Genomic DNA, 16,610 nt, shown 5'->3' with positions numbered 1-16,610 from the left:
TTCGTCAAAACATCGGCGCTTTCAGTGCGTCAGCAACGCACCACAGGCGCATCGCATGCGCGTCAGAAGCGCGTCTTGAGCGACAGCTGCACGGAACGCGCCGTGCCCGGCGTGTAGAAGCCGCGGTACAGGCCGTCCGCATAGGTGCGGTCGAACAGGTTGTTGACGTTGAGCTTCAGCGTGGTCTTGTCGTCGAACGCGTATTCGACCATGGCGTCCATCACCGCGAAGCCGCTGGCGTACACGGCACGCGAGCCTTCGGGGTTTTGCTTGCCGCGGTAGGTCACGCCCGCGCCCACGCGCACCTTGGAGGTGACGGCGTAGGTCGTCCACACGCTGCCGCTGTGCTTGGGCGTGAGGCCTGGGCGGTCGCCCTGCGCCTGGGCACCACCGCCGTTGGCGGGCACCACCACATTGCTGTGGTCGATCTTGGCCGAGGGGATCCAGGTGTGATTGGCGAACAGTTCCCACTGGGGCGTCAGGCGGCCGGCGAGGTTGAATTCCATGCCGGTGGCATGGCGCTTGCCGGACAGCAGCTCTTGCTGGGCTGCGGTGTCGGGGTCGGTGTTGCGCTCGTTGTACTTCTGGCTGTAGAACGCGGCCACACCCAGCAGGGCACGGCGCTCGAACAGCTCGAACTTGCTGCCGATCTCGAAGTTGCGGCTCTTTTCAGGGTCGGTGTTGGCCGTGCGCGCCGTGCCGGCACCGGGGTTGCCGAACTGGTAGGTGTCGCCCGAGGTGTTGTACGAGGTGCCGTACGACACGTAGTACGAGGTCAGCTCGGTGGGCTGGAACAGCAGGCCCACGCGGGGGCTGACCAGGCTGTCGGAGCGGGAGTTGCTCAGCGCGCCGGTGGCGTTCTTGTAGGAAGCCCTGAAGTTGTCGTAGCGCAGGCCGCCCACCAGCTTCAGGGTGTCGTTGATCGCGACCGTGTCCTGGAAGTACAGGCCCAGGTTGCGCGAGGTGAAGGTGTTCCACTGCACCGGTGCGCGGCCGTCGGCCACCCAGGCGCCATCGTTGGGCGAGCCCACGGTGGTGTTGGGGCGCGGCGTGGTGTTGGCGTAGTTCTGGTTGCGCTTGGCATCGTCGTCGTAGTAGTCGACGCCGGCCAGCACCGCGTGCTTGCGGCCGCCCCAGTTGAAGGTGTTGTTGTAGTCGCTTTGCACCTGCAGCACTTCGCTCTCGCCCAGGCGGCCCTTGGAGCCACGGGTCAGCACGGTGCTGCCATTGATCTGGCCCAGCGTGATGCTGCCGTTCTGAAAGCCGATGGTGCTGGCCAGCAGGTCGCGCTCGTATTTGCCGTAGCGCAGGCGCGTGGTCAGCTCGCCGTTGTCGTCGAAGCGGTGGATGTGGCCCAGCGTGACGTACTGCGACGAGGTGTCGTTGTGGTCGCTGGCCAGGCCGTAGTAGTTGCGGGCTTCGAGCGGCGTGTTGATCTTGCCGTCGACCACGCGCCAGGGGTGGTTGTACAGCGGACGGCCCTTGGATTCGAGGTAGTACAGGCCGATCGAGAATTCATCGCGCGTGCCGATGCCCCAGGCGAAGGTGGGCGCAATGCCGCGCTTGTCCTGCTTGGCGCCGTAGTTGTCGTACTCCTGCACCATGGCGTTCAGGCGGAAGGCCGCGTTTTCGCCGGTCTTCCAGTTGAAGTCGCCCGTGGCGCGGTGGAACTGGCCGGTGCCGAAGGTGTAGCTGGCTTCGTGCTGGTCGATCAGCAGCGGGTACTTGTTGACCTGGTTGACGATGCCGCCGGTCGAGCCCTTGCCGAACAGCATGGAGGCCGAGCCCTTGAGGACTTCGATGCGGTCGTTGTTGAACGTGTCGCGCTCGATCAGTGGAGCGTCCTTCATGCCGTCCACATAGATGTCACCGGCCAGGCCCAGCGAGAAGCCGCGCATGCGCACGTCTTCTTCACCCGTTTCGCCCGACTGGAAGGTCACGCCCGCCGTGGTGCGCAGCACCTCGCGGAAGTCGTCCTGGTTGCGGTCGTTCATGAGCTTTTCGGTGAACACCGTCACGGACTGGGGGATGTCCTTGATGTCCTGGTTGCCCTTGCCGACGGTGGTCTTCTTGAGCAGCAGGGTGTCCTTGCCTTGCACTTCGGCCGCTTCCTGCACCGTCACGGTGGACATGGTGGCTTCCGGTGTGCCGGACTGGGCCATGGCGCCCATGGAGGCGGCCAGCATCAGGGCGCCCAGGGGCAGCAGGGCCATGTCGGACGATGCGCCGGTGGCGGTGGAAACAGGGGATGCGGTGTGACGCAGCGCGGTGCTGCGGCGCTGAGCGCGTGATTTTGCCAAGATGGACTCCGTCGATGGGGGATGTGCAGGTCGGCGCCCGATGTGCGCCGCAAACGAGCCGGATGCAATGACGCTTGTGAGAAATACGTCACAAAGTCATGCTTCTTCGTGCATCTTTATGTTACATCGAATGAGGGTCATTCTCATTTGCATTGATGTTTACACGCCACACTTTGCCTGGGTACGGACGAAAAAAAGCCGGCAGAGCCGGCTTTTTCGGGGGGCGCGAAGCGCTTACTTGACGTGCTTGCCAATGAGGCCGGCGAGTTCAAACATCGACACCTGGGGCTTGCCGAACAATTCCTTGAGCTTGGCGTCGGCATTGATGTTGCGCTTGTTGGTGGCGTCCTGCAGGTTGTTGGCCTTGATGTAGACCCACAGCTTGCTGATGATCTCCGTGCGCGGCAGCGGTGCCGAGCCCACCACGGCGGCCAGCGCGGGGCTGGGCGTGAGCGCCTTCATGAAGGCAGCGTTGGGGGTGCGCTTCTTGGCGGGGGCAGCAGCCGTCTTGGCTGCGGGGGCTGTTTTTGCCGGAGCTTTTTTTGCAGTTGCCATGTTGGGTTTTCCTTGTTGGAAGTAAATTTTCACCAGCGAAAACTAGGCTGTCCCACTGGCAGGCTGATGCTACTGGGAAAAAAACGCGTTTCCAAGGGAGAAACGGCTTTTTTTGCCTCGATTTGTAGCCGTGGCGCCGCGTGCGGGCCAATAAGTCGCGTGCGCGGCGCTCCTGCCTTGACAAAGCGGTGCGTGTGCACGCGTTTTCCCTATGGCAGCGCATGCCTGGATGGCGTCCGGGAGGTCTGTATGACAATGCCGGACGCACCACGGCGCCGGTGGCCCGCCCGCAGCTGGAAACGGACCGCTGGCGGCAGGTCCCCCGTCCCGTCTCTTTCCTTCTTTTCCTGCTTGAAAGGCCTTTGAAAATGACCGCTGCACTTCCTGTCAACACATTCAGCACCTGCGATTTCTGCGATGTGCACAAGGGGGACCTGGGCGGGGCCTTTCGTGTGCTGCCCCCGGTCTTCCAGAGCTTTGGCGGTGTGGCTGCGTTCGCGGGCGCGGTCAGCACCGTCAAGTGCCACGAGGACAACACTCACGTGAAGGCCGCGGTGGAGTCGCCTGGAGAGGGCCGCGTGCTGGTGGTGGACGGCGGGGCCTCGCTGCGCCGGGCGCTGGTGGGCGGCAACCTGGCCGCCGCCGCGGCACGCAATGGCTGGGCGGGCCTGGTGGTCGATGGCTGCGTGCGCGATCTGGCCGAGCTCAATGCGGCCGCCGTGGGCATCCGCGCATTGGCGCTGATGCCGCTGCCCACCGAGCGGCGGGGCGAAGGGCAGCGCGACGTCGCGGTGCAGATCCAGGGCGTCTGGGTGCGGCCGGGCGACTGGCTGTATGCCGACGCAGACGGCATCGTGGTCAGCGCGGGGCCCCTGGCTGCATGAACGGGGGGAGGCCGCAGGCCGTGGGCAGCGCGTCAGCTGGCACGCCGGCCCACGCGCAAGGCAGCGCGTGAGGGCAGGGTGGCCATCAGCACGCTGGCCAGGGCAATGGCAAATGCCGCCCATTGCAGGCCTGTGAGCGATTCGCCGAGCACCAGCACGCCCACGAGGGCCGCGCTGACAGGCAGCATCACCGAAAAAACGCCCCCCTGCGCCGCCGGGACGGCCTTGAGGCCGGTCATCCACAGCCAGACCGTCCACACGCAGGCGGCCAGCGCGTAGAACACCAGCAGCGTCCACGTGCCCCAGCCCACGGCGGCAAAGTCGAATTGCCAGGCCGCATACAGGCCGAAGGGGGTGGACAGCACGAAGCCCCACAGGTTGATGAGCGAGGTGATGCGCTTGGGCCCGAGGCTACCCGTGAGCTTCTTTCCGATCACCGTATAGGCGGCCTCGCACACCACGGCACCCACCAGAAGCAAGGAGCCCAGCCATGCCAGATCTTGCATGTTTTGGGCATCTGGCGTTTGTGCAATATGCGCTGAATGCTCTTGTTTTGATAGCGAAAACAAGACAATGCCGGCCACTGCGCAGGCCACGGCCGCCCAGGTGCGCGGCGCGACCTTCTCGCGCAGGAAGACCCAGCCCATCACGGCCACCGCAGCGGGTATCGCGGCCAGGGTCACGCCGGCCGAGACGGCGTTGGTCAGGCTCACGCCGTACAGCATGCAGACGGTGAACAGGAAGTTGCCCAGAAACGATTGCAGAAACAGCAGCCGCCGGGTTTGCCGTGTGAGCGGGGGTTCCTCCACAGGCTTTCTGAGCCAGTGCAGCATCGCCACGCCGCCAATGCCAAAGCGCAGCCATGCGAGCAGGAACACGGGCAGTGCCGTCGCCAGGGGCTTGGACAGTGCCACATAGCTGCCGACCAGCGCCATGCTGAGGGCCAGGCACACGTAGGCGAAGGGGCGGCTGGGCGTGGTGTTCACTAGACTGGTGATCGTTCAACGAAAAAGAGTGCGCATCATGCCCGACGAATCCGTGCCCGCCCCCCCTGCACGCCATGTCTTTGTCTATGGAACGCTGCGACGCGGCGGCACCAACGACATCAACCGCCTGCGGCCGGCGCCAAGGTTCATCGGGATGGCCCGGATGGCGGGCAGCCTCTATCACCTCGGGGGGTATCCCGGCATGACGCTGGGTGGAGGGCGGTCGGTGACCGGGGAGGTCTATGCCATCGCGCCGGCGCTGGAATCCGTTCTGGACGAGATCGAGGACCTGGGCGCCAATCCGAGCGACGAATATGCCAAGCGCGACATCGTGGTCGAGGTCGAGGGACGCAGCGTTTCCTGCCTGGTCTATGAGGTCAACCCGAGGTACGTGGAGTCCGCCCAGCGCATCGCCGGGGGGGATTGGCTGCAGGCTTTGCAGCCGCCAGCCGATTCCTGATCAATCTTTTGCAATGCGGAAATTGGATTTCATGATTTGGAATGCGATAGATGCTGCATTGCCGCAATTTTTCTCGATATGAGAAATCAATTTCTGTATTGAGAAATGTTGTGTGTAAGCTGTTGTTTTGAAAGAAGAAAATTTATCTCTTCTATAAGACATAAGAGCTTGCGCAAGTCTTATAGAAGACTTAAAGTTGTTCCCAAGGGCAGCACGCAGCAGCCCGGCGTTTTCAACCAACCCCTGGAGTGATCTCATGCCCCAATCCCTCAACGAACAACTGAGCCGCGAACAGCAAATTGCCGCCCTGGAAAAAGACTGGGCGACCAACCCCCGCTGGAAGGGTGTGAAGCGCGGCTACTCCGCCGCTGACGTGGTGCGCCTGCGCGGCTCGCTGCCCATCGAGCACACGCTGGCCAAGCGCGGTGCTGAAAAGCTGTGGGACAAGATCAACGGCGGCGCCAAGAAGGGCTACGTGAACGCGTTTGGCGCCATCTCCGCCGGCCAGGCCATGCAGCAGGCCAAGGCAGGCCTCGAAGCCGTGTACCTGTCGGGCTGGCAAGTGGCCGCCGACGGCAACACCAGCGAAACGATGTACCCCGACCAGTCGCTGTACGCATATGACTCGGTGCCGACCATGGTCCGCCGCATCAACAACACCTTCAAGCGTGCCGACGAAATCCAGTGGGGCCGTGGCATCAACCCCGGCGACAAGGAATTCATCGACTACTTCCTGCCCATCGTGGCCGATGCGGAAGCCGGTTTCGGCGGCGTGCTGAATGCCTTCGAACTCATGAAGAACATGATCCAGTCGGGCGCCGCAGGCGTTCACTTCGAAGACCAGCTGGCGGCCGTGAAGAAGTGCGGCCACATGGGTGGCAAGGTGCTGGTGCCCACGCAGGAAGCCTGCGAGAAGCTGATTTCCGCACGCTTCGCGGCCGACGTGATGGGCGTGTCCACCATCGTGCTGGCCCGCACCGACGCCGAAGCCGCCAACCTGATCACGTCCGACCACGACGCCAACGACAAGCCTTTCCTGACTGGTGAGCGCACGCAAGAAGGCTTCTACCGCGTCAAGAACGGCCTGGAGCAAGCCATCAGCCGTGGCGTGGCCTACGCCCCCTACGCCGACTTGGTGTGGTGCGAAACCGGCGTGCCGGACATCGGCTTCGCCCGTGAATTCGCCCAGGCCGTGCACGCCGCCTGCCCCGGCAAGCTGCTGTCGTACAACTGCTCGCCATCGTTCAACTGGAAGAAGAACCTCAACGACAAGCAGATCGCTTCGTTCCAGGAAGACCTGTCGGCACTGGGCTACAAGTACCAGTTCATCACGCTGGCCGGCATCCACATCAACTGGTTCAACACCTTCCAGTTCGCCCATGCATACGCCCAGGGCGAAGGCATGAAGCACTACACCGAAATGGTGCAAGAGCCAGAATTCGCAGCACGCGAAAAGGGCTACACCTTCGTGTCGCACCAGCAGGAAGTGGGCGCAGGCTACTTCGACGACGTGACCACGGTGATCCAGGGTGGCTCGTCCTCCGTGAAGGCCCTGACGGGTTCGACCGAAGAAGAGCAGTTCCACTGATCCGGCGTCCCCCGCACAGGGGGATGGGGAGACAGCAAGACAAGAAAGCCACCCTGCGGGGTGGCTTTTTTCATGGGGTTTCGCCGCAGCTTCCACCGCTCCTCGAATGGCAAGCTGGCGGGCCCCGCAGCGAGGTGCCCGCTCTGCGGGGTGAAGGTGGGCACTACCGCTGTCACGGCGCAGCTACAGCGATGAACAGACCGGGAATGCCAGCACGGCGTAGGCAAGCGCACACCGCGGGCCGAAACAGGCGCTGATGTTCCTCCACAGGTACCACACCGACAACGCGAAGAGGATGCCGAAGGCGATGAATACGGAAACTTCGCTGTCCCGGATCAGCAAGGGGGCCGCGAGCAGATAGTAAAACCCGGGGGGCAGGCTCAGGCGTTCTCCAAAAAGTGGAGGGCCGCGCAAGGGCCATTCGCCGTTGTGGATCAGCTTCCGTGCAATTTCCATGTCCCTGATCTGATCCGGGCCGTGGAACGTGATGTCGTAAAAATAGATCTGGATCGCGCCCAGCAGCGCAATGAAGAGCAGTGCAATCCAATGACTCGGCGATCTGTCGGCAGATGGAGGGGGTGCTGTCGGCATGTCTTCGGTTTCCATGTGGATGTTCTTGGCAGACAGCTATCTGCCGTGTGGCATCAACGGGACGGGGCTTTCTGGGTGAAGGTCCAGGCGTTGTTCAGAACAAAATTGTTGAGTGCGACGGCGCCCACGGCGAAGAAGGCTCCCCATCCGTACCACAGGCCCAGATAGTCCGTGAACAGCTTGATGATGAGGATGTTCAGGCCCAGTCCGATCACCGAGACGATGCAGTACTTGACGAGCGATGCCCAATAGCTTCCGGTGAAGCCGAACGTCCATATCCTGTTCATTGCGTAGGAGATCAGCAGCGCCACCAGAAACCCGGCGGTGGTGGCGACGACAGGGCCCGCGAAATCGAATTCCACCAGGAGGAAGAGCGTGGACATGTGCGACACCGCCCCGATAACGCCCACGACGCCGTAGCGAAGGAGCTTTGATAGCTTTGGCATGGCAGTGGCGGGTATCCGTAATTGTGAGTGTGGGCTTGCGGCAGGCGGTGGCGGAAGGGCTGTTGCCACAAAGGTTTGCTTTCACCGGCCGTCTGCTGGCATGCCATGGATGGTGTTCCCGTGCCAGGCACGGTGGCGCCGCCCTGGCGGCACCGGTGCGTATCGGGTCAAGGCCCGTCCTTGGGCAGTTCCGTGGAAACGATGTATCGCGGGCGGTACTTCACTTCGTCATAGATGCGTGCCAGGTATTCGCCAATGATTCCCAGGCCCATCATCAGAAAACTGCCGATGATCAGCAGCAGCAGTATGACCGTGGTGAATCCGTCAACCGCCATTCCACTCAATTTCATGTAAACGGTGTGCATGCCCAGGAGCACAGAGAAACACAGAAATACCGCGCCGAAAATCGTGATCAGGTGCAGGGGGAAGGAGCTGAAACTGGTGACTGCCACGGCCGCAAGGCGGATCAATCCGAAGACGGACCAGCCGGAGTCTCCAGCGACCCGCGGTTCCACTTCGAAGGGAATCTGGATCGAGCGGAAGCCCATCCAGCTCACCATGCCCCTGAAGAAAACGTTGCGCTCCTTCATGGTGAGATAGGCGTCGACAACCCGCCGGTCCAGCAGTTTGTAGTCTGAGGCACCCTTGAGGTCGTGGCCCGAGAACACCCTCAATATGAAGTAGAAGAGCTTGGCGCGTGCCGCAGACAGGCGGGTTTCGTCGCCCCTGTTCGATTTGACGGCCTCCACGATGTCGACCGTGCCGCTGCGCCATGTTTCGATCATCTGGGGCAGCAGGGAAGGGGGGTGCTGCATGTCTCCATCCATGATGACAACCGCCTTGCCCCTGGCGGCTTCCATTCCCGCGGAGACAGCGGCCTCCTTTCCAAAGTTGCGGCTCAGCTTCAGGGCCCTCAACTGCGGAATTTTCTGGGAGATGGCGCTGAGCTGGCCCCAGGTGTCATCGCGAGACCCGTCATCCACCACCACGATTTCCCAGGAGGATGCTGTCGCGCTGAGGAATCTATCCACTTCGTGCAGCGTGACGTGGATTCCCTTTTCTTCGCAGTAGACCGGGATGACGACGGAAATCTCTGGGTGCATAAACGTTCTCATAAGCCAATGGGCCCGTGGCGGCTGGTCTGCAGGGCGGACGTGCGTTGCACGGGCTGAGCGCGCGGTCATGTCCTGGCAAGAGCACTGGCGGCCCTTGCAGGCAAGTCAAGTCACGCGCCAATACACACAGGGGCATCTTCGCCAGGTATCTGGGCGTGGTATCGCTGTCGTTTCGAGTGCTGCCTGCGCTCGCGCGCATTACTGTCTCACATTTTGGCGAGCCGCCAGGCATCACGCGGTGTTTGCGAGAGCGGTGGCGTGTGTTTGCAACGCAACTGTGTGGCGCAAAAACCATTGAACCCCGGGTAAACGCCGGCACAAATGGAGGATCCAGGGCGGCAGGGGTAAAATGAAGGCAAATTCACTGCACAAGAGCGAGAAAGGCAATCTGGTTATGACACCGCGAACTACATCGGAGATGTTGACCGGCCGTTGAGGCTGGCTGTTCGCGCCTGCACGAGATTGCACACCTCCTCCAGAAAGCGCGGACCCGTTCCGCGCTTTTTTGTTTTTGGGCCTGGCGCGTGCCCGCACCCATTGCACTGATCGAAAAGAAAGAGTTATCCCATGATTCACATCACGCTTCCCGACGGCTCGCAGCGCGAATTCCCGGGTCCGGTCACGGTGGCCGAAGTGGCCGCATCCATTGGTTCTGGCCTGGCCAAAGCCGCCCTGGCCGGCAAGATTGGCGACAAGGTGGTGGACACCAGCTACCAGATCACGGTCGACAGCCCGCTGGCGATCGTGACGGCCAAGGATGCCGATGGGCTGGAAGTCATCCGCCACTCCACGGCCCACTTGCTGGCCTATGCCGTCAAGGAATTGTTCCCCGAGGCGCAGGTGACCATCGGCCCGGTGATCGAAAACGGCTTCTTCTACGACTTCGCGTACAAGCGTCCTTTCACGCCTGAAGACCTGGTGGCCATCGAAAAGCGCATGGCCGAGCTGGCCGCCAAGGACGAACCCGTGGTGCGGCGCGTGCTGCCGCGCGACGAAGCCGTGGCCTACTTCAAGGGCCTGGGGGAGCACTACAAGGCCGAGATCATTGCCAGCATCCCCAGCAATGAAGATGTGAGCCTGTACCGCGAAGGCAATTTCGAAGACCTGTGCCGTGGCCCCCACGTGCCCAGCACGGGCAAGCTCAAGTTCTTCAAGCTCATGAAGGTGGCAGGCGCCTACTGGCGCGGCGACCACCGCAACGAGATGCTGCAGCGCATCTATGGCACGGCCTGGACCTCCAAGGAGGAGCTGCAGCAATACCTCACGATGCTGGAAGAGGCCGAGAAGCGCGACCACCGCAAGCTTGGCCGCGAACTGGACCTGTTCCACATGGACGAGCATTCGCCGGGCACGGTGTTCTGGCACCCCAAGGGCTGGGCGCTGTGGCAGGAGGTGGAGCAGTACATGCGCCGCGTGTACCGCAACAACGGCTACCAGGAGGTCAAGGGGCCGCAGATCCTGGACAAGAGCCTGTGGGAGAAAACGGGCCACTGGGACAAGTACCGCGACAACATGTTCACCACCGAATCGGAAAAGCGCGAGTACGCGCTCAAGCCGATGAACTGCCCCGGCCACATCCTGATCTACAAGCAGGGCATCAAGAGCTACCGCGACCTGCCGCTGCGCTACGGTGAGTTCGGTGCCTGCCACCGCAACGAGCCCACGGGCGGCCTGCACGGCATCATGCGCGTGCGCGGCTTCACGCAGGACGACGGCCACATCTTCTGCACCGAAGAACAGGTGCTGGAAGAGTGCGCCAACTACACGGCGCTGGTGCAGAAGGTCTACAAGGACTTCGGCTTCACCGACATCATCTACAAGGTGGCCACACGGCCCGAGGCGCGCATCGGTACCGATGAATCGTGGGACCGCGCCGAGAAGGCACTGATGGATGGCCTGCGCCATTCGGGCTGCGAGTTCGAGATCGCCGAAGGCGAGGGCGCGTTCTATGGGCCCAAGATCGAGTACACGCTCAAGGACGCGCTGGGCCGGCAATGGCAGTGCGGCACGATGCAGATCGACCCCAACCTGCCCGAGCGCCTGGATGCGGAATACGTGGCCGAAGACGGCAGCCGCAAGCGCCCGTTGATGCTGCACCGCGCCACGGTGGGCAGCATGGAGCGCTTCATCGGAATGCTGATCGAGCACTATGCGGGCGCATTCCCGGTGTGGCTTGCGCCCGTGCAGGTTTCGGTGCTCAACATCACCGATGCGCAGGCCGATTACTGTCGCGAAATTGCTGCAAAGCTGCAAAAAGCGCTGCCGAATCAAGACCTTAGGGTGGCGGTCGATCTGCGCAATGAGAAGATTACGTATAAAATACGTGAGCATTCGTTGCAAAAGCTGCCATACATCCTCGTCGCGGGCGACAAGGAAAAGGCCGCAGGCGCCGTTGCAGTACGCGGCCGGGGCAATCGTGACCTCGGAGTGATGTCCATCGAAGCGTTCGCTGAGCTGATCGCCCAGGACATCGCCACCAAAGCCTGAGTTTGATTCAAAACGTGCTTTGTCGCATGCCAGCTGTGCGGTTGTAGCTACATTTTTTGTAGTATTTTGATTGAAGGAAGATAGCCATCGCTACTGAATTTCGTGATCGTCGCCACCGTGAAGAGCGCAAGCACCGCCTGAACCGTGAAATCATGGCCCCGGAAGTCCGTCTGTCCGGGCCAGAGAATGAGCCTTTGGGCGTGGTCAGCCTCATGGAAGCCCTGCGCATGGCAGGCGAGCTGGATGTGGATCTGGTGGAAATCGCTGCCACAGCGAACCCACCGGTGTGCCGCCTGATGGACTACGGCAAGTTCAAGTACCAGGAGCAAAAGCGCGCTGCGGAGGCGAAGGCCAAGCAGACGGTGATCGAGATCAAGGAAGTCAAATTCCGTCCGGGCACGGACGATGGCGACTACAACATCAAGATGCGCAACATCCGCCGCTTCCTGGCCGATGGTGACAAGTGCAAGATCACGCTGCGTTTCCGCGGCCGTGAAATCACCCACCAGGAACTGGGTCTGGCGCTGCTCAACCGCATTCGCGATGAGCTGGCCGATTCCATCATCATCGAGCAGTTTCCCAAGCTGGAAGGCCGCCAGATGATCATGATGATCGCGCCGGGCAAGAAGAAGCCTGCTGCAGCCAAGCCGGCAGCCGCTGAAAGCACGCCTTCGGGCAGTGCGGCCTGAGCGGCCCGCGCAGAAGAGACAGAGATTTGCCAGAGGTGGCCCGCAAGGGACACTTCCGGCGATAGGCAGTGCGAAGGCACTGCCGCACAGCCGGTGAATACCGGCTGAAAAAGTGGCTCGGGGCCAACAAGTTTGCAGATCGGTTTGCAAACGCCTCACGAGCACAACGAAAAGGAGCATTCACATGCCCAAAATGAAGACCAAGAGCAGCGCGAAAAAACGTTTCCGCGTTCGTCCCGGTGGCACCGTCAAGCGCGGTCAAGCCTTCAAGCGTCACATCTTGACCAAGAAGACCACCAAGAACAAGCGCCACCTGCGTGGTGCAGTTGCTGTGCATGAGACCAACATGGGCTCTATCGCACAAATGCTGCCCGGTGCTGGCCTTTAATAACGACGAACAAGGAGTACTCACATGCCTCGCGTCAAACGTGGTGTAACGGCCCGTGCCCGTCACAAGAAAGTTCTCGCCCTCGCCAAGGGCTTCCGTGGTCGCCGCGGTAACGTCTTCCGCATCGCCAAACAGGCGGTAATGAAGGCTGGGCAATATGCCTACCGTGACCGCCGCACCAAGAAGCGCGTGTTCCGCCAGCTGTGGATCGCCCGTATCAACGCCGCTGCCCGTGAACTGGGCCTGACCTACAGCCAGTTCGCCAACGGCCTGAAGAAGGCATCCATCGAGATCGACCGCAAGATGCTGGCCGACCTCGCAGTGCACGACAAGGCTGCCTTTGGCAGCATCGTGGAGCAAGTCAAGGCCAAGCTGGCTGCTTGAGTTCACGATGAGCTGCTATCTTTTTGATAGCTGCTTGCGCAATAACAGCAAGGGCTAGGGCTTGAAAAGGCGCTAGCCCTTGTTCATTTTCAAGAGTCGATATGAACGAGTTGGATTCCCTGGTCGAGAGCGCGACGCAACTGTTTGCCCAAAGCGCCACCCCTGCTGATCTGGAAAATGCCAAGGCGCAGTTCCTGGGCAAGTCGGGTCGCGTGACCGAGCTCATGAAGGGCATGGCGCAGCTGTCGGTGGATGAGAAGAAGTCCCGCGGCGCCGCCATCAACGTCGCCAAGCAGGCCATCGAGGCCGCGCTCACCGCGCGCCGCCAGGCATTGGCCGATGCGGAACTGCAGGTCCAGCTCAAGGCAGAGGCCCTGGACGTAAGCCTGCCAGGGCGCCAGCGCGGGCAGGGCGGCCTGCACCCCGTGTCGCTCACGCTCGAGCGCATCGAGGGCATCTTCGGCTCCATGGGTTTCGACGTGGCCCAGGGCCCCGAGATCGAGACCGACTGGTTCAACTTCACCGCACTGAACACGCCGGAAGACCACCCCGCGCGTTCCATGCACGACACCTTCTACGTGGAAGGCGGCACCCCCGAGGCGCCCAACCTGCTGCGCACCCACACCAGCCCCATGCAGATCCGCCACGCGGTGCAGCATGTGAAGAAGCACCGCGCGCTGCTCGACGCCGGCCAGCCCATGCCCGAGATCCGCGTCATCGCGCCGGGCCGCACTTACCGTGTGGACAGCGACGCCACGCACTCGCCCATGTTCCACCAGTGCGAAGGCCTGTGGATTGGTGAGAACGTGAGCTTCAAGGACTTGAAGGTCATCTTCACCGCGTTCTGCCGCACCTTCTTTGAAAGCGACGACCTGGTGCTGCGCTTTCGCCCGAGCTTCTTCCCCTTCACCGAGCCCAGCGCCGAGATCGACATCCAGTTCCAGACCGGCCCGCTCGCCGGCCGCTGGCTCGAAGTGGCCGGCTCCGGCCAGGTGCACCCGAACGTGGTGCGCAACATGGGTCTGGACCCCGAAAAATACATCGGCTTTGCCTTCGGCATGGGCCCCGACCGCCTGACCATGCTGCGCTATGGCGTGAACGACCTGCGCCTGTTTTTTGACGGCGACATCCGTTTTCTGTCGCAGTTCCAGTAACCAGCAGGGCCGGACGGCTGCCATTCGGGCAGCCCGGCGGTCCGCCCAGCCGTTTTCACCCTGGCGCATGTGTCCCGAGAGACCGCGCAGGGTAATTTCCGTATACGACCCCGTACAAGAGTTCGACTATGCAATTCCCTGAATCCTGGTTGCGTGAGTTCTGCAACCCACCCCTTTCGACCGCCGAGCTGGCCGAGACGCTGACCATGGCCGGCCTGGAGGTGGAGGAGCTGCGCCCCGTGGCGCCGCCGTTCGCGAAGATCGTCGTGGGCGAGATCAAGGAAGCCGTGCAGCATCCCGATGCCGACCGCCTGCGCGTGTGCCAGGTGGACGTGGGGCAGGGCGCCCTGCTCAACATCGTGTGCGGCGCACCCAATGCGCGCGTGGGCATCAAGGTGCCCTGCGCCCTGGTGGGCGCCGAGCTGCCGCCGGGCGACGACGGCAAGCCCTTCCTGATCAAGGTCGGCAAGCTGCGCGGTGTGGAAAGCCAGGGCATGCTGTGCTCGGCGCGCGAGCTCAAGCTGTCGGAAGACCACGGCGGCCTGCTCGAACTTGATGCCTCCGCGCCCGTGGGCCAGGACATCCGCGAGCACCTGAACCTGGACGACACGCTGTTCACGCTCAAGCTCACGCCCAACCTGGCGCACTGCCTGAGCGTGTACGGCATCGCCCGCGAAGTCTCCGCGCTGACCGGCGTGCCCCTCTCGCAGCCGGCCTTCCCGGCAGTGGCCTCCAAAGTCCCGGACACCCTGGCCGTGAAGATCAGTGCCCCTGACCTGTGCGGCCGTTTCAGCGGCCGCGTGGTGCGCAACGTGAACACGCGCGCCACCACGCCGCAGTGGATGCTGGACCGCCTGGCGCGCTGCGGCCAGCGTGGAGTGTCGCCGCTGGTGGACATCTCCAACTACGTGATGTTCGAGCTGGGCCGTCCCTCGCACATCTTCGACCTGGACAAGATCCATGGCGGGCTGGATGTGCGCTGGGGCAAGGCGGGCGAGTCGCTCAAGCTGCTCAACGGCAACACCATCACCGTCGACGAAAAGGTCGGCGTGATCGCCGACAGCCAGCAGGTCGAGTCGCTCGCCGGCATCATGGGCGGGGACGCCACCGCCGTCTCGGACGACACCAAGCACATCTACATCGAGGCTGCCTTCTGGTGGCCCAAGGCAGTGGCCGGGCGTTCGCGCCGCTACAACTTCTCGACCGATGCGGGCCACCGCTTCGAGCGCGGCGTGGACCCTGCGCTGACGGTGGAGCACATTGAGCGCATCACCCAGCTGGTGATCGACATCTGCGGCACGCCCGAGACGGCCTGCGGCCCGATGGACGACCAGCGCGTGAACCTGCCCGTGCCCCAGCCCGTCACGCTGCGCGTGGCGCGCGCGGCCAAGGTCATCGGCATGCCGCTCACGCAGGTGCAGTGCGCCGACGTGTTCAGGCGCCTGGGCCTGCCGTTCGCGGAAGGCGAGGGCACCCTCACCGTGGCGCCACCGGCCTACCGCTTCGACATCACCATCGAAGAAGACTTGATCGAAGAGGTTGCGCGCATGGTGGGTTACAACAACCTGCCCACGACGCCGCCGCTGGCCCCCATCACCCCCAAGCTGCCGGCCGAGGCCACGCGCAGCCCGTTCGCCGTGCGCCGTACGCTGGCGGGCCTGGGCTACCAGGAAACCATCAACTTCAGCTTCGTGGAAGAGCGCTGGGAGCGGGAGCTGGCGGCCAACGCGCAGCCCATCAAGCTGCTCAACCCCATCGCCAGCCAGATGAGCGTGATGCGCTCGAGCCTGCTGGGCTCTCTGCTGCAGGTGCTCAAGTTCAACCTGGATCGCCGCGCCGAGCGCGTGCGCGTGTTCGAGCTGGGCCGTGTGTTCCTGCGGGATGCCAGCGTGGCCAACACCGACACTACGGTGGAAGGCTTTCACCAGCCCATGCGCGTGGCCGGTCTGGCTTATGGACCCAACGATGCGCTCCAGTGGGGCCGCAAGGAGCAGTCGATCGACTTCTTCGATGTGAAGGGCGATCTCGAGGCCTTGCTGGCGCCGCTGCAAGCCACGTTCGAGCCGGCCGTCCATCCTGCGATGCACCCCGGCCGTTGCGCGCGGGTGCTCCTCAACGGGCGGGCCGTGGGTTTCGTGGGCGAGCTGCACCCGCAGTGGCGCCAATCGTGGGAGCTCCCGCAAGCGCCGGTGATGTTTGAACTCGAACTGGATGCCGTATTGCAGCGTGCAGTGCCCCAATTCAAGTCCGTGGCCAAGCACCAGTCCGTCGAACGTGATCTGGCGGTGGTGGTCGCTGAGCGGGTCACCCATGCCGAGGTCATGGCGGCGGTCCAGCAAGCGGTGCCCGGCGCAATGCTGCGTTCGGCCGTGCTGTTCGACGTTTACCGGCCCAAGGCGCTGCGTGCGGGCGAAGAGGCACCCGCCGGTGGCCTGGCTCCCGGGGAGAAGAGCCTGGCGGTGCGCCTGACTCTGGGCAGCGACGAGGCGACGCTCACCGAGGCCGAGATCGATGCCGCTGTTCAAGCGGTGGTGGGGCAATTGGCCCAGCGCATGGGCGCACGGCTGCGTGTCTGATGATGTT

16 protein-coding genes are annotated in these 16,610 nt (G+C 62.9%); 9 read left to right on the top strand and 7 right to left on the bottom strand.

What is annotated here, in order from left to right:
* Positions 1-62: 62 nt before the first annotated feature.
* A complete protein-coding gene (locus KW843_RS23470; RefSeq protein ID WP_255594913.1) occupies positions 63-2,213 on the bottom strand; it encodes a TonB-dependent siderophore receptor in 2,151 nt (716 codons plus the stop codon).
* Positions 2,214-2,534: 321 nt separating this feature from the next.
* Positions 2,535-2,855, bottom strand: a complete 321-nt coding sequence (locus tag KW843_RS23465; protein ID WP_055402700.1) for an SWIB/MDM2 domain-containing protein — start codon at positions 2,853-2,855, stop codon at positions 2,535-2,537.
* A gap of 368 nt (positions 2,856-3,223) precedes the next feature.
* Between KW843_RS23465 and rraA the strand changes: the two genes are divergently transcribed.
* Positions 3,224-3,739 carry a ribonuclease E activity regulator RraA gene (gene rraA, locus KW843_RS23460; RefSeq protein WP_218297550.1) on the top strand — a complete coding sequence of 172 codons (516 nt, stop codon included), beginning with the start codon at positions 3,224-3,226 and terminating at the stop codon, positions 3,737-3,739.
* Between the two features lie 32 nt (positions 3,740-3,771).
* On the opposite strand, the gene KW843_RS23455 is transcribed toward rraA, so the two are convergent.
* A complete protein-coding gene (locus KW843_RS23455; RefSeq protein WP_218297549.1) occupies positions 3,772-4,725 on the bottom strand; it encodes a DMT family transporter in 954 nt (317 codons plus the stop codon).
* Positions 4,726-4,762: 37 nt separating this feature from the next.
* Here KW843_RS23455 and KW843_RS23450 point away from each other — a divergent pair, with 37 nt between their 5' ends.
* Positions 4,763-5,185, top strand: a complete 423-nt coding sequence (locus KW843_RS23450) for a gamma-glutamylcyclotransferase (RefSeq protein WP_218297548.1) — start codon at positions 4,763-4,765, stop codon at positions 5,183-5,185.
* On the opposite strand, the gene KW843_RS23445 is transcribed toward KW843_RS23450, so the two are convergent.
* Entirely contained in the window at positions 5,186-5,443 is a 258-nt protein-coding gene (locus KW843_RS23445; protein ID WP_218297547.1) for a hypothetical protein, read from the bottom strand.
* Between KW843_RS23445 and aceA the strand changes: the two genes are divergently transcribed.
* Positions 5,442-6,773: an isocitrate lyase gene (gene aceA / locus KW843_RS23440; RefSeq protein ID WP_055402695.1), complete on the top strand. Its 1,332-nt coding sequence runs from the start codon at positions 5,442-5,444 to the stop codon at positions 6,771-6,773. The two genes, KW843_RS23445 and aceA, sit on opposite strands and share 2 nt — an antisense overlap.
* A gap of 183 nt (positions 6,774-6,956) precedes the next feature.
* On the opposite strand, the gene KW843_RS23435 is transcribed toward aceA, so the two are convergent.
* The 3 genes from KW843_RS23435 to KW843_RS23425 form a co-directional block, all read right to left on the bottom strand.
* A complete protein-coding gene (locus KW843_RS23435) occupies positions 6,957-7,379 on the bottom strand; it encodes a hypothetical protein (protein ID WP_218297546.1) in 423 nt (140 codons plus the stop codon).
* Positions 7,380-7,417: 38 nt separating this feature from the next.
* A complete protein-coding gene (locus KW843_RS23430) occupies positions 7,418-7,810 on the bottom strand; it encodes a GtrA family protein (protein WP_218297545.1) in 393 nt (130 codons plus the stop codon).
* A 167-nt stretch (positions 7,811-7,977) separates the two neighbouring features.
* Positions 7,978-8,913 (bottom strand): glycosyltransferase family 2 protein, encoded by a 936-nt coding sequence (locus tag KW843_RS23425; protein WP_218297544.1) that lies wholly within the window; start codon positions 8,911-8,913, stop codon positions 7,978-7,980.
* 579 nt (positions 8,914-9,492) lie between these two features.
* Between KW843_RS23425 and thrS the strand changes: the two genes are divergently transcribed.
* The 6 genes from thrS to pheT all read left to right on the top strand — a co-directional run bounded on the left by thrS (position 9,493) and on the right by pheT (position 16,603).
* Positions 9,493-11,412 carry a threonine--tRNA ligase gene (gene thrS, locus KW843_RS23420; protein ID WP_218297543.1) on the top strand — a complete coding sequence of 640 codons (1,920 nt, stop codon included), beginning with the start codon at positions 9,493-9,495 and terminating at the stop codon, positions 11,410-11,412.
* Between the two features lie 80 nt (positions 11,413-11,492).
* Positions 11,493-12,101: a translation initiation factor IF-3 gene (infC, locus tag KW843_RS23415; protein WP_370627732.1), complete on the top strand. Its 609-nt coding sequence runs from the start codon at positions 11,493-11,495 to the stop codon at positions 12,099-12,101.
* A gap of 184 nt (positions 12,102-12,285) precedes the next feature.
* On the top strand, positions 12,286-12,489 hold the full coding sequence (gene rpmI / locus KW843_RS23410; RefSeq protein ID WP_056645539.1) for a 50S ribosomal protein L35: 204 nt from the start codon (positions 12,286-12,288) through the stop codon (positions 12,487-12,489).
* A 24-nt stretch (positions 12,490-12,513) separates the two neighbouring features.
* Entirely contained in the window at positions 12,514-12,873 is a 360-nt protein-coding gene (gene rplT, locus KW843_RS23405) for a 50S ribosomal protein L20 (RefSeq protein ID WP_005795139.1), read from the top strand.
* Between the two features lie 101 nt (positions 12,874-12,974).
* Positions 12,975-14,027, top strand: a complete 1,053-nt coding sequence (gene pheS, locus KW843_RS23400) for a phenylalanine--tRNA ligase subunit alpha (protein ID WP_218297542.1) — start codon at positions 12,975-12,977, stop codon at positions 14,025-14,027.
* A 128-nt stretch (positions 14,028-14,155) separates the two neighbouring features.
* Positions 14,156-16,603, top strand: coding sequence for a phenylalanine--tRNA ligase subunit beta (gene pheT / locus KW843_RS23395; protein WP_218297541.1), 2,448 nt, complete (start codon positions 14,156-14,158; stop codon positions 16,601-16,603).
* Positions 16,604-16,610 lie beyond the last annotated feature (7 nt).

The organism is Acidovorax sp. sif1233, assembly GCF_019218755.1.
Classification (GTDB): Bacteria; Pseudomonadota; Gammaproteobacteria; order Burkholderiales; family Burkholderiaceae_C; genus Acidovorax.
This window is presented reverse-complemented; position numbering and strand designations above follow the sequence as displayed.